Here is a 12,949-nt window from a genome sequence, read left to right as displayed (position 1 = left end):
CTGGCCATGACATCGCCGGACAAAGCCGCCGAGGTCATTCATCGGGGCGTCGCGGCCGGGCGCTCCCGGATCATGGTCGGACTCGACGCCCGGATGACCTATGCGGGCGCAACACTGATGCCTACCAGCTACGCCGAGCTCATGCGCCTGGTGGCCCCGCTGACCCGCGCGGCTCTGCACTGGCGGCAGCCCGCGCGCGATAGGCATCGCGGGCAACCTGATCCATCGCCAGGAAGGCCTGCTCGGTGCGGGTAAGTCTGCCGAGGAATCTGCGCGGCCGTTCCGGCATGAAAAGCGCAGTCCGCAAGACGAATTGAAGGCGACGCGGCACATACGACAACGCGCGGTGATTGCGAGCGGCCGCGACGACGGCCACGGCGATGTCTTCGGGCTCGACGGACACGAAGTTCTCCACCCCACGGGGGAGCTGGATGCCGGCCGAGAGTTCGGTATGCACCACGCCCGGAAGAATTGCGCAGACATGGATTCCGTGCGGGCGCAATTCCTCACGCAACGCGTACGTCAGACCCACCACACCGAATTTGGTGGCGCAGTAGGTAGCCACTCCCGGGAAGCCGGCGACGCCGGCCATCGACGCGACGTTGATGATGGTTCCGCCGCCGCTGGAGATGAAGCGTTCCGCAGCGAGCTTGCATCCCACAATCACGCCTCGCAGGTTGATATCGATCATGGTGTCCTGTGCGGCCGACGATTCGCCGACGAACCCGCCGGTGAGCATCACGCCTGCGTTGTTCACCACGACGTCCAGCGGTCCGAGAACACGTTCGGCATCGTCAAGGAACTCGGAAAACGATTGCGGGGCAGCGACATCGAGCGGCAGCGCCACAACATCGCCGCGGATTTCGGCAGCGACGTCCTTGGCCAGATCAGCATCGAGATCTCCGATCGCCACCTTGGCTCCGGCGGCCGCAAAGGCCTTCGCCGTGGCCAACCCGATTCCGCGTGCGCCGCCGGTGATCGCCACGAACCGCCCGTCCAATGTTGTTCTCATGCTTACGACTTTCCTCCCGCCCGCAGCGCGGTTGCCGATACATCTGTCTCGTAGTCACGCATGTCGGGTGCCGAGCCGAGGCGGCGCCGATATGCGTTCGGCGTCCACGGCCACAGCTCGGGCAGACCGTCGGCGCCCAAATACCAACTGGTGCAACCCGATGCCCACACCGTGCCCGGCATGGCACGGCGCATGCTCGCGTTGAACTCGCACGTGGCGCGCCTGGTGGGTGCGACGTCGTCGAATTCATTGACGCGCCAACGCTGTATCCAGCCCAGGATGTGTGTGGCCTGCGCTTCGGCGATCGCGGTCAGCGAGTAGTTGCCGACCGGGCTGTGCGGCCCCATCAGCATGAAGAAATTCGGGAATCCGGGCAACGCCACACCAAGATGCGCCTGGGGCCCGTCTTCCCACAGCTGCTGGACGGTCAGGCCGTCCCGGCCGACCAACGACATCGGCCGCATGAAAGCGTGCGCATCGAAGCCGGTGGCCAGCACGATCGCGTCCAGCTCGTGCACACTGCCGTCGGCGGTGACGATGCCGCGTGGTTCGACGTGGTCGATTCCGGAGTCGACCAAGCGCACATTGGGGCGCTGCATGGCCCGATAGAAGCCCGCAGAAACGACCAGCCGCCGGCACATCGGCTGATAATCCGGGGTGAGGCGGCGGCGCAGCTCCGGGTCACGAACCATGCGCAAATTGGCCCGGCACAGGCTGCTCATGAATCGGCGGCGCCATCCCGGTTTCACCAGCGCGCCAGCCAACCACTCGAAAGCGAGATGGTAAACGTAATAGGCGACCGAACTCAGCGTTGGCACCCTGCGATGCAGCGGGCCCGACCAGCGGCGGTAGCGCGGATTGGGCAGCGGCAGAACCCATTGCGCGCTGCGCTGAAACAGTTCGAGGCGATCGACGGAATCGGCCAGACCACACACGATCTGCACGCCGGTGGACCCTGTTCCGACGACGGCGACGCGCTTTCCGGTCAAATCGACCGCGTGGTTCCATCGCGCGGAATGCATGACGGGACCGCGAAAATCAGCCAGGCCATCGATGGTCGGTGGGCGTGGCTCGCGCAGTACACCGGTTGCCGCGATGAGGAAGTCGTGCGAAACCTCCTCTCCGGCAGCGGTAGTCAGTTGCCAGCGGCTTCCCGCGAATCGGGCGTCGACAACCTCGACGCCGAAGCGGATGACATCGGCCAGTGCGTACTCATCTGTCAGCCGGCGGAAGTACGCGAAGATCTCGGGTCCTGGTGAGAAGAACTTCGTCCAACCCGGATTCATCGCAAACGTGAACTGATAGAACCGCGATGGCACATCACAGGACAAGCCCGGATAGCTGTTGTCGCGCCACGTTCCGCCGACGTCGTGGGACTTCTCGTAAATGGTGACGTCGGTGATGCCGGCTCGCCGCAGCAGGATGGCCTGGCACAGCCCGGACATACCGGCCCCGACGATTCCCACCGACGGTTGTCGCGGCGTCATCAGCTCACCCCCGGACGGTCACCCGCGCTGATCGCGCGGCGCATGCTCGGCAGTACCGCCAGTAGCCGGTCTGCGAGGAACAGCAGGGGCCGCAGGTCGAGCATCGGTCGGACCCACCAGGGCTTGTACACCCGCCGAGCACGGCGCGCGATACCGGCGGTGATGGCCGCTCCGGCCGCCTCGACCGGCGCGGGCCTGCCCATTGGTCCTGGCAATACGGCACCCAGCCCGGACCGGGTCAGCATTCGGTCGGCGAGCCCGGTGTCGATCAAGCCGAAGTACGCGATACCGACACCGACTCCGTCGCCGGCAACCTCGATGCGCACCGAGCGCACCAATGATTCGACGCCGGCCTTCGACGCCATGTACCCACTCACCAACGGTCCCGATATCACCGCCCCTATCGAGGCCACCACCATGACGTAGCCGCCGCCTGCCTTGAGATACGGCAGCGCGGCCCGGATCGTGTGGAAAACGCCCACCAGGTTGACGTCGATGACGCGCCGCCACTCACCGGGATCGACCGCCGCGACCGTCGATCCAGGCCCGCCGATGCCCGCATTGGCGACCACGACGTCCACGGCTCCGAAATGCCGTTCGGCGGCGCCACACGCCGCTGCCACCGATTCCGCGGAGGTGACGTCGGCGTCGAATGCTGCTGCGGCGGCGCCGAGTTCGGAAACCAGCTGGCGCGCGGCATCCACATCGCAGTCCAGCACCGCGACACGCGCGCCGGCATCGACGAGGTTGCGGGCCACCTGCGCGCCGATACCGCGAGCCGCACCGGTGATTATCACGACCTTCCCACTCAGACTGCGGCTCATGGTCACAATGCTAGGACCGTTTCACTTCAGTGATAATGAGAAAACCAGACACCGGTTTGACCTCTTCGGACACGGGATTGAACCTTCTTACTTTCCGGTCAGCTGCGTTCGCAGTACCTTGCCGGTTTCGTTGCGCGGCAACTCCTCTACGAAGACCACGTCGCGGGGAATCTTGTGCCGCGCCAGGTGTGCGCGTACATGCGACTTGACGTCGTCGGCGTCCAGGCTTGATTCCGGCCGGCTGACGACGAAGGCGGCGAGTAGTTTGCCGAATTCGGGGTCGTCGACGCCGACTACGGCAGCTTCTACGATGCCGGGATGCTCGCAGAGCAGATTCTCGACTTCGAGTGGAAATACGTTCTCACCGCCGGAGACGATCATGTCGTCGTCGCGGCCATCGACGAACCACAGGCCGGTTTCGTCGAAATGCCCGGTGTCCCCGGTGGACAGCAGGCCATCGACGATCTCCTTGTTGGCACCGTCGGTGTATCCGGAAAAGCTCAGGCCGCTGGACACGAACAAGGTTCCGACCCGACCGGGTTCGGTCACCCTGCGGCGGTTCTCGTCGTAGACAGCCACCGTGCAACCCAGCGGTGGGCGGCCCACAGTACCTGGCGCTGAGCGCAATTCGTGTGGTGTAGCGACGGCGGCAACCGCTACCTCGGTGGATCCATAGAGGTTGTAGAGCACCGGACCGAACGCGTCGTCGGTGCGACGGCAAAGGTCAGGGGACAGCGAAGATCCCGCGGCGAACAGCACTTTCAGCGATGAGGTGTCATACTTTGCCAGCACGTCAGGACCCAGATCGAGGAGGCGTTGCAGCATCGTCGGCACCAGAATCAACGTTGTCGCCCGATGCTCGGCAATGGACTTCAACGTCGACTCCGGGTCGAAGCGGCGCGCCAGCACGACGCGGTTGCCGAGCGTCAGGCCGAGCGCACACGTCGCCAATCCTGTTGCGTGGAACAGCGGCGCCGCGACGCAATACGTGCCACCGCGTGGCCACGGAATCCGGTCGAGCAACTGGGCCGACTGCAGCGGATCAATCTTGTTGCGGGGCGCGCCCTTTGGTGTTCCAGTGGTACCGCTGGTGAGCAGCACCATCCCACCGGGGCGCGGCGGGGCAGCAACAGGGCGCCCGGCATGGCCCGCCATGAGTTCGTCGACGGTCGGCAGATCGGCCGGCCCCTCACCCCACGCCAGCACCCTCGCGACCTCCGCCGGCAATGCCTCGAGGAGGGCCAGGAATTCGTCGTCGGCCAGCACGACGTCGACATGCTCTCGTGCACAGACATCGGCGAGTTGCGGCCCGGCGAAGCCGGTGTTCAGCAGAACCAGCCGCGCTCCGTTCTTATTGGTCGCGCTGATTGCCATCATGACCCCGCGATGGTTACGGGTGAGAGCGGCGATCACGCTGCCGGGCCCGAAACCCTTGGCCCGCAAGCCGCGGGCCAAGGCGTTCGACTGACTTTCGAACTCTCGGAAACTCAGCGTGCCGCGTTCGTCAGTGATGGCCGGGGCGTCGCCGTAACGGATTGCCGCGTGGCCGGCGAGTCCGCCGAACGCACCGTAGCGGCGGATGGCCAGAAACGCCCGCACCGCCTCGTCGGGCCGGAGCAGGTCGACCATTCCGCGATGCGCCAGCAGTCGTGCCGCGGCCAGCCGGTCGCGTACCTGTGCGAAGTCAGGCAGCTTCACGATGCGGTGTTGGCTTGGGCGACCGCGGTGCGCAGGAAGTGTCCTGCCACCTGCAAGCTGGCGAGTCCCCCGTCGCGCGGCCAGAGCCAATAGCCGTGCATCAGACCGGGCCACATCTGCTCGTCACAGCGGCCGCCGGATTGGACAACCAGCGCGGCGAAGGCCTCAGCGTCAGCTCGCATGACTTCCCGTGAGCCATAATGGATTTGGATCGGCGGTAAGTCGACCAATTCAGCGTTCAGCAGACAAAGCCGGGGGTCCGCAGGGTCATGGTCGCCGACATACAGCGCAACCGCCCGGGCGGCGGCGCGCGGATCCAGCGGCTGCCGCCGGGTACGCACGTCGGCGATGCAAGCCCGGTAGGACGGATCGATCAGCGGGCCGAACAGCGCCAGCGCTGCCGGTGCCGGCAATCCCTCACTGCGCAACCGCAAGGCCAGCCCGACGGCGAGGTGCCCACCGGCCGAATCCCCGGCAACGACGATCTTCGCCGGATCGTGTCCCTGCCCCAACAACCAGCGATACGCCGCCAACGCATCGTCCTCCGCCGCCGGGAACGGATGCTCCGGCGCAAGTCGGTAGTCAATGGCAAAGGTTGGCATGCCGGAGTATTCGGAGAGATGCGACGCGAAGCCGCGATGGGTACGCGCCGAGCAAATCAGGTAGCCGCTGCCGTGCAACACAAGCACCACACCCGAGCGGTCGTCGGCCTCCGGAGCCCACACCCACTCCCCTCGCACCGGTGCAGCGACGGGTTTGACCCGAACGCCGGGAACTACCGGGGCGGTGCGACAAATCACGTAGTCTGCCGCCGGGCGCAGCGCTGCGAACAGCCACTGTTGTGACACCAGCACGTTGAGCATCACGTTGAAGCCCAGCCGCGAGATCGGAACATAGCTCAGCCGCTCGACGGCAGCCATCGCGCCGCGTCGCAAGCCTGTTGCCGCCCGGGGGTTCATTCGGCGAGCAAGCCCTTGGCGATGTGGGTCACCTGGACCTCGTTACTGCCGGCGTAGATCATCAACGACTTGGCGTCGCGGGCCAGTTGTTCGACCCGATATTCAGCCATGTAGCCGTTGCCGCCGAACAGCTGCACCGCATCCATCGCCACGTCGGTGGCGGCTTCCGACGAGTACAACTTGATCGCCGATGCCTCGGGCAGCGACGGCACCTTGCCGGCTCGTGCTTTCTCCAGCGTCTGAAACACCATGTTCTGCACGTTGATCCGGGCCACTTCCATCTTGGCCAACTTGAGCTGGATGAGCTGGAACTGGCCGATGTTCTTGCCCCACAGGGTGCGGGTCTTGGCGTAGTCGACGCAGAGCCGGTGGCATTCGTTGATGATCCCCAACGACATCAACGCGACGCCGATTCGTTCGGCGGAGAAGTTGGCCCGCGCGCTGTCCCGACCGTCCCCATCGGTGTGCTGCTCGGTCTCGCCGAGCAGCCGGTCGGGTGAGAGCCGGACGTTGTCGAAGAACAATTCACCGGTCGGCGAGGACATCATGCCCATCTTCTTGAACGGCTTACCCTGAGCCAGCCCCGGCATTCCGACGTCGAGCACGAACGTCAACACCGGCCGGTTGCGCCGGTCGGCGGAGCCGTCATCGAGCTTGGCGTAGACGACCATCACATCGGCGTACGGCCCATTGGTGATGAACGTCTTCTGCCCGTTCAGGATGTAGTGGTCGCCGTCGCGCTTGACGGTTGTCTTCATGCCACCGAACGCATCCGAACCGGAATCGGGCTCGGTGATCGCCCATGCCGCGATCTTCTCCAGCGTCATCAATTCCGGTAGCCAGCGCTCTTTCTGGGCCAGGGTGCCGCGGCTCATGATGGTCGCCGCGCCAAGACCGAGGCTCACACCGATGGCGCTGAGCAATCCGAGGCTCACCCCGGCGAGTTCGGACACCAGCACGGCGGCCATCGACGCCTGTGCGCCCAGGCCGCCCAACCCGCCGGATGACCTCTTCTCGCTCTCCGTCTCCTGCTTCGCCCGCTCTTTGTCCAGCATCGTCTTGACCGCCTCGGCCGCAAGCACATCGAGGCCGAACTCACTGAACAGCTTGCGTGCGATCGGGTACGGCGAAATCTCGCCGGTCTCCAGCGCGTCGAGATGCGGCCGGATCTCCTTGTTGATGAAGCCCCGAATCGTGTCCCGCATGAGCAGGTCGGTGTCAGACCATTCGAACATCATCTGCTCCTTGATTACTGCGGCAGCCGGGCGGCGATGTCGTCGATCAGCCACAGGCCGTCGGTCTCGATGGTGTCGACGTCGTGCCAACCGGAGAGGGCCGAAATCGCGCCGCCCTGAACGGCATACACCTTGCCGGTGACCGGACACTTGTCCGTGGCCAAGTAGGCGACCAACGGGGAGATGTTCGCCGGGCTGAACAGGTCGAGCGCGCCATCTTCGGGTTCGGCCATCAGCGTGCCCATGCCCGGCGTGGCAAGCGTGAGCCGGGTGCGCGCGATCGGCGCGATCGCGTTGACCCGCACGCCGTAGCGCTCCAATTCCTCGGCAGCGATCAACGTCAGGGCCGCGATACCCGCTTTGGCCGAGCCGTAGTTGGCCTGTCCCGCATTGGCTATCGTCACGCCGGAACCCGATGCGGTGTTGATCACCGCGGCGTTGGGTTGGTCCCCGGCCTTCGACTGGGCCTTCCAGTACGCGGCCGCGTGATGCAGCATCGCGAAGTGGCCCTTCAGGTGGACGGCGATCACCGCATCCCACTGCGCTTCTTCCATGCCCGCTATGAACGAATCCCGCAGGATGCCTGCGTTGTTGACCAGCACGTCGAGCCGCCCGAACTCGTCGATCGCCTGCTGCACAATGCTTTCCGCGCCACTCCAAGTGGACACGTTTTCGGTGTTGACGACGGCGGTGCCGCCGGCTGCCGTGATCTCTTCGGCCACCTCGTGCGCCGGGCCCGTGTCGGCGCCCTCGCCGGCGTTACTGCCGCCCAGGTCGTTGACAACCACCTTGGCCCCTTCTTTGGCAAACAGCAGCGCGTGTTCGCGTCCGATGCCCCGGCCCGCGCCGGTGATGACCGCAACCCGGCCTTCCAGTGCACCCACCTGGGTCTCCTATCTGTCGCTGACCTCGGCCAAGCCGTCGGTAATAACGAAATCGTCACCACGCGCGGTTTCGAATGCGTAACTGGTGGATCCGTCGGCGCTGCCGACGCTCCAAATTCGCGTTTCCAGGTCGTCGCCGGGCAGCACCGGCTTGGAGAACCGCACCGCGAACCTCTTGAGCCGGTTGACATCCGAACCGGCAAGCTCGGTGAGCACCGCCCACGAGGTGAACGCCATCGTGCACAGCCCGTGCGCGATGATCCCGGGCAGACCGGCGTCCCGGGCCACCTCTTCGTCGAGGTGGATCGGCATCGGGTCACCGGCCGCCGGCGCATAACGGAACGTCTGGTCGCTGTCGATGTGCTGCACGACCTTGGCGACCGGCGCCTGTTCGCGCAGCTTGTCGTCGAACTTGTGCTCTGGGCTCAGTTCGCCGACGGTCTTGCCGACGGACAGGCCCCGCACGAACGTCGTGACGTACTGCTCGTTGACCAGCTCACCGTCCTCGGTGCGGCATTCGAGCATGATCGCGGCGCGCGTGCCCTTCTCCAAGCCTTGGTATCCGATCATCTTGCCGCGCGAGATCAGCTTGTCCCCGGGGCGGATCGGGCGGTGGAAGTGAAAGTCCTGCTCGCCGTGGACGATTCGCGGGATCGCCTCCACCGGCATCACGTCGACTGCCGGGGTGAGCAAAGCCTCGAAGACGGGGACGATCGCGAAAACCGGCGGGGCAACGTTCCCGCTGCGGTGCGCCTGGATCGGGTCGTTGGTGGCCGCCGCGTACTCCGCCAGCCGCTGCTGGGTCACCTCGAACCGCTCGTCGTCGGTCCAGCGGCCCAGGCCGGTGTCGTCGAACTCCAGCGTCTCGGTCATCGAAGCGTCTTCACGCGGCCGCTGAGGCCAGTGTGTCGAGTTGGTCGAGCGTCTTGTCGAGCTGCTTGACTCCGTCCTTCTCCACCGCCTTACCCAGCGCGCCCTTGATCAGGGCACCCTCGAAGTCCCCGAAAACGGTGAATTTCGAGCCCTTTTCGACTGGTTCGATGGTGAACGTGAACCGGGCCTTGACGCCGGCCATCCCGGTGCCGCAGAGCACCAGAGTCCGCGGTGCTTCCACGGATTCGATCGTCCACTCGATCTTGTTGGCCATCCCCAGCATGACGATCTTGGCCGTCAGCTTGGCGCCTTCGGTCAGCGTGCCGGGCGGTCCCTCGAGCCACTTCTCGTGCACGGTGAACCACTTATCCCAGTTGGCGAGGTCGCTGACGGTCCCCCACAACGCTTGCGGGCTGGCCGACAGTTCTCGGGTTGCTTCGATGTGTCCCATGGTTGTTCCTCTTTCTGCGTTGGGGATTAGCGTTCGGCTCGCTGGTACGCGGTGACGACGGCCGCGCCGCCGAGCCCGATGTTGTGCTGCAGCGCGGCGGTGACGTTGTCGACTTGCCGCTTGTCTGCGGCGCCGCGCAGTTGCCAGGTCAGCTCGGCGCACTGCGCCAGGCCGGTAGCCCCCAGCGGATGCCCCTTGGAGATCAAACCGCCGGACGGGTTGACCACCCAACGCCCGCCATAGGTGACGTCGCCGTTGTCGATCAGTTTGGCCGCCTCGCCCTCGGCGCACAGGCCCAGCGCCTCGTAGAGCAGCAACTCGTTGGCCGAGAAGCAGTCGTGTAGCTCGATCACCTGGAACTCCTCGGGCCCCAGACCCGACTGGTGGTAAACCCATTGAGCGGCTTGCTCATTCATGTGGTAGCCGATCAGTCCCTTGCAGGTGCCGTCGAAGCTGTTGGCGAAGTCGGTCGTCATGGCCTGCCCGACGATCTCCACCGCCTGCCCGGCCAGGTCGTGCTTGTCGACGAACGCCTCGGATGCCAGGATCGCCGCGCCCGACCCGTCAGACGTCGGCGAACACTGCAGCTTGGTCAGCGGGTCGTAAATCATCCGCGACGCCAGGATGTCGTCGAGGGTGTAGGACTCCTGGAATTGCGCGTACGGGTTGTTCACCGAATGCAGGTGGTTCTTGTAGCCGATCTTGGCGAAATGCTCTGCGGTGCTGCCGTATTGCTGCATGTGCTCGCGGCCGGCCGCGCCGAACATCCAGGGCGCCGGCGGAAATAGCACCTCGGAGATCTCGGCCAACGCCAAGATGTGCTTGTCCATCGGGTTCGTGCGGTCGTCGTAGGTCGATTCCAGCGAGCCGGGTTTCATCTTCTCGAAGCCGAGCGCGATCGTGCAGTCGGCGAGGCCGCCCCGAATCGCCTGGGCGGCAAGGTACAGCGCGGTCGACCCGGTCGAGCAGTTGTTGTTCACGTTGACGATGGGGATGCCACTCAGGCCCAGTTCGTACAGCGCCCGCTGGCCCGAGGTGGACTCGCCGTAGACGTAGCCGACGTAGCCCTGCTCGATCGCGGCGTAGTCGATCCCGGCGTCTTCGAGCGCCTTGGTCCCGGATTCTCGGGCCATGTCCGGGTAATCCCAGTTCTCCCGGCGGCCCGGCTTTTCGAACTTCGTCATCCCGACACCGATGACATAGACCTTGTTCGACATCGAACACCCTCCATCTCGCTCGTCAAAAAGATACACACCTGATTGTAACTTTGCAACGGTTGTCCGGCCCGATTGAGTTCGGTGACCGATAGCCGGTGGGCCGGCCCCGCCAAGCTCGGTGGTCAGTCCACCGAACCGGCCGTCAGCAGGCCGGCAACGATCATCCGCAGGTGCTCGCAGGCGCGGTCCCACCGTCTGCGCGCGCGATCGGAATCGCGGTCGACGAAACTCGCCAGCAGGATCCCCCGCAGGGCGTCCATGGCGGTGTAGACGAAGTTGCGCAGCTCTTTCTGCATGGCGTGATCGGGCACCAGCTGCGCGATCGCCGCGACGAGGGTGCTGTTGACCAACGGCTCGACCCGTTCGATGTGACCCGCCAGGACGGAGTCGGTGCGCGCTGCGACCCAAAGTTCAACGGTGGCAACGAACATCGGGCCCTGATGCGCCTCCCAGAGAAACTCCAGCACTGTTGAGACCGGATCACCACTGGCTTGCATGCGTCCGAACTCGCGCATCGCAGCCTGGACACGTTGTTGAGCGAGATGCTCGATCGCCGCGACCACCAGATCTTCTTTGGAGCGGAAGTGGTGAATCTGCGCTCCACGGGTCACGCCGGCCAGCTGTGCGACTCGCGGCGTGGTGGTCCCTGCATACCCGTACGTCACCAGGCACTCGATGGTGGCGTCGAGCAACCGCGTCCGCATGGCGGCAGTCCGCTGCGCCTGGGTGCGCCGAACACGCTGTCCGCTGACTTCCGCCGCCATTCCGAGCGCACGCACCTTTCCGGCCAACTCGACTTGCGGACGCAGCGTACCTTTAATCCCTCGTAAAGAGAAGATACATTCTATTCGGAACGTAATGTTGTCGGGTATCCCGGCGCTGATAAGGACGATCCGCGGCACGCGGTGCTTCAGGCCGTCGCCCGCACCCGCGGTGTCAGCGCCACCTGCATCTGGGCCAGGCCGCGCAGCGAGCTGTTGGTGGTCCACTCCGGCGTGCCGACGACATCGATGCGTTGCACACGCTCGGCGAGTTCGCGCAACACCGCCCTGCCTTCCATCCGCGCCAGACTCGCGCCGAGGCACAGGTGAATCCCCGAGCCGAACGCGACGTGGGAGGGATTGCGCGCTGCAACGAATGCGTCCGGATTGTCGAACTGCCGCGGGTCACGGTTGGCCGCACCCCACAGCAGCGCCACCCGTGCACCGGCCGGAATGGTCGCGTCGCCTACTCGGTACGCCTTCTTCGCCGTGCGGTAGAAGCCCTGAATCGGCGACGAGAAGCGCAGCTGTTCTTCGATCGCGCTGCCCACCAGCGCGTCAGGATCCTGCCGGATCAGCTCGAACTGATCGGGGTTCTGCGACAACGTCACGAACATCGTGCTCAGCAGGTTGGTGGTGGTCTCGTTGCCGGCCAGCAGGAGCAGCAACGCGAAGTAGAACAATTCGTCACGGCTGATCTCGCCGTCGCCCGCGGTGGCCACCAGACGGCCCAGCAGAGTGTCGCGTGCCAACAGTTCGCCGCTTGCGAACCGATCGCAGAAGTACGAATGCAGGTGGCGCACGCCGTTGAGGCTGGGCACCATCTGCCACAAACCTTTTGGCGTCAGCTGGATGTTCGCCACGCGGACGGCCTGGTTGGACCAGTAGCGGAAAAACTCTTCGTCCTTCGGCGGAATGCCGAGGATGTGCGCGATCATCCGCATCGGCAACGGCACCGCTAGCCGCTGCACAACGTCGGAACCCGGGTCGGCCAGCAGCTCCGAAACCAGTTCGCGCGCCAGCAGATCCACGGTCTCCTGCCACCCGGACAGCGCTCCCCGCGCGAACACGGGCTGCACCTTGCGCCGTAACTCGGTATGCCGCGGTGGATCCAGGTTGAGCAGGACCGGGATTTCCAACCGAGCCCGCGTCACGCCTTCGGCGTTGGTCAGCATTGCATCGTTGCGGGCCGCAGCGCGCACAACGTCGTAGCGGCTGAGGATAAAGATGTTGCGTTTGCGGTTGTAACGGACCTGCGAGCCGGCCAGCAGCTCGGCGTATCCCGGGTAGGGGTTGGCGGCGGTCACCGGATCGAACGGGTCGAACGACGTTTCGTCGATGCCGGGATAGTCGCGGCGCTTGAGCATGGCACCCAGATCGGTGGTGATGTTCGTATACAGGCTGTCCGCGACCGGCCTCGCCACCGACGTTGCCAATCGGATGTCGTATTTGAGGGTCACGGATCCTCCATCCGTCCGCCGGATTCGATCAATCGATGCAAGCATGACCGTAACAATTATTTCTGTAACAGACAATGGGGCTAAGATA

At 65.0% G+C, this 12,949-nt stretch carries 12 protein-coding genes; all 12 read right to left on the bottom strand.

What is annotated here, in order from left to right; all coding sequences use genetic code 11:
* Positions 1-139: 139 nt before the first annotated feature.
* The gene (locus VGG53_RS02315; RefSeq protein ID WP_331516377.1) at positions 140-1,012 is read right to left on the bottom strand and encodes an SDR family NAD(P)-dependent oxidoreductase; all 873 of its coding nucleotides are present in this window, start codon (positions 1,010-1,012) and stop codon (positions 140-142) included.
* A 2-nt stretch (positions 1,013-1,014) separates the two neighbouring features.
* Positions 1,015-2,499 carry an NAD(P)/FAD-dependent oxidoreductase gene (locus VGG53_RS02310; RefSeq protein WP_331516376.1) on the bottom strand — a complete coding sequence of 495 codons (1,485 nt, stop codon included), beginning with the start codon at positions 2,497-2,499 and terminating at the stop codon, positions 1,015-1,017.
* Entirely contained in the window at positions 2,499-3,323 is an 825-nt protein-coding gene (locus tag VGG53_RS02305; protein ID WP_331516375.1) for a short-chain dehydrogenase/reductase, read from the bottom strand. Before VGG53_RS02305 ends, VGG53_RS02310 begins: the two co-directional genes overlap by 1 nt.
* A gap of 87 nt (positions 3,324-3,410) precedes the next feature.
* Positions 3,411-5,021 carry an acyl-CoA synthetase gene (locus VGG53_RS02300; RefSeq protein ID WP_331516374.1) on the bottom strand — a complete coding sequence of 537 codons (1,611 nt, stop codon included), beginning with the start codon at positions 5,019-5,021 and terminating at the stop codon, positions 3,411-3,413.
* Positions 5,018-5,941 carry an alpha/beta hydrolase gene (locus tag VGG53_RS02295; RefSeq protein ID WP_331516373.1) on the bottom strand — a complete coding sequence of 308 codons (924 nt, stop codon included), beginning with the start codon at positions 5,939-5,941 and terminating at the stop codon, positions 5,018-5,020. Before VGG53_RS02295 ends, VGG53_RS02300 begins: the two co-directional genes overlap by 4 nt.
* Before the next feature lie 35 nt (positions 5,942-5,976).
* Positions 5,977-7,215, bottom strand: a complete 1,239-nt coding sequence (locus VGG53_RS02290; RefSeq protein WP_331516372.1) for an acyl-CoA dehydrogenase family protein — start codon at positions 7,213-7,215, stop codon at positions 5,977-5,979.
* 14 nt (positions 7,216-7,229) lie between these two features.
* Complete coding sequence (locus VGG53_RS02285; RefSeq protein ID WP_331516371.1) at positions 7,230-8,099, bottom strand: SDR family oxidoreductase; 870 nt, start codon at positions 8,097-8,099, stop codon at positions 7,230-7,232.
* Between the two features lie 9 nt (positions 8,100-8,108).
* The gene (locus VGG53_RS02280) at positions 8,109-8,972 is read right to left on the bottom strand and encodes a MaoC/PaaZ C-terminal domain-containing protein (protein ID WP_331516370.1); all 864 of its coding nucleotides are present in this window, start codon (positions 8,970-8,972) and stop codon (positions 8,109-8,111) included.
* A gap of 10 nt (positions 8,973-8,982) precedes the next feature.
* On the bottom strand, positions 8,983-9,423 hold the full coding sequence (locus VGG53_RS02275) for a type II toxin-antitoxin system Rv0910 family toxin (protein ID WP_331516369.1): 441 nt from the start codon (positions 9,421-9,423) through the stop codon (positions 8,983-8,985).
* A gap of 26 nt (positions 9,424-9,449) precedes the next feature.
* The gene (locus tag VGG53_RS02270; protein WP_331516368.1) at positions 9,450-10,640 is read right to left on the bottom strand and encodes a lipid-transfer protein; all 1,191 of its coding nucleotides are present in this window, start codon (positions 10,638-10,640) and stop codon (positions 9,450-9,452) included.
* A gap of 122 nt (positions 10,641-10,762) precedes the next feature.
* Positions 10,763-11,404: a TetR/AcrR family transcriptional regulator gene (locus VGG53_RS02265; RefSeq protein ID WP_331516367.1), complete on the bottom strand. Its 642-nt coding sequence runs from the start codon at positions 11,402-11,404 to the stop codon at positions 10,763-10,765.
* A gap of 146 nt (positions 11,405-11,550) precedes the next feature.
* Positions 11,551-12,861, bottom strand: a complete 1,311-nt coding sequence (locus tag VGG53_RS02260; protein WP_331516365.1) for a cytochrome P450 — start codon at positions 12,859-12,861, stop codon at positions 11,551-11,553.
* Positions 12,862-12,949 lie beyond the last annotated feature (88 nt).

The organism is Mycobacterium sp. (assembly GCF_036490025.1).
Taxonomy (GTDB): Bacteria; Actinomycetota; Actinomycetes; order Mycobacteriales; family Mycobacteriaceae; genus Mycobacterium.
This window is presented reverse-complemented; position numbering and strand designations above follow the sequence as displayed.

Bases quoted from the DNA above. Each gene is read 5' to 3' on its own strand.
- VGG53_RS02315 (WP_331516377.1), bottom strand. From the start codon at position 1,012: ATGAGAACAACATTGGACGGGCGGTTCGTGGCGATCACCGGCGGCGCA.
- VGG53_RS02265 (WP_331516367.1), bottom strand. From the start codon at position 11,404: ATGGCGGCGGAAGTCAGCGGACAGCGTGTTCGGCGCACCCAGGCGCAG.
- VGG53_RS02295 (WP_331516373.1), bottom strand. From the start codon at position 5,941: ATGGCTGCCGTCGAGCGGCTGAGCTATGTTCCGATCTCGCGGCTGGGC.
- VGG53_RS02290 (WP_331516372.1), bottom strand. From the start codon at position 7,215: ATGTTCGAATGGTCTGACACCGACCTGCTCATGCGGGACACGATTCGG.
- VGG53_RS02310 (WP_331516376.1), bottom strand. From the start codon at position 2,499: ATGACGCCGCGACAACCGTCGGTGGGAATCGTCGGGGCCGGTATGTCC.
- VGG53_RS02280 (WP_331516370.1), bottom strand. From the start codon at position 8,972: ATGACCGAGACGCTGGAGTTCGACGACACCGGCCTGGGCCGCTGGACC.
- VGG53_RS02305 (WP_331516375.1), bottom strand. From the start codon at position 3,323: ATGAGCCGCAGTCTGAGTGGGAAGGTCGTGATAATCACCGGTGCGGCT.
- VGG53_RS02275 (WP_331516369.1), bottom strand. From the start codon at position 9,423: ATGGGACACATCGAAGCAACCCGAGAACTGTCGGCCAGCCCGCAAGCG.
- VGG53_RS02270 (WP_331516368.1), bottom strand. From the start codon at position 10,640: ATGTCGAACAAGGTCTATGTCATCGGTGTCGGGATGACGAAGTTCGAA.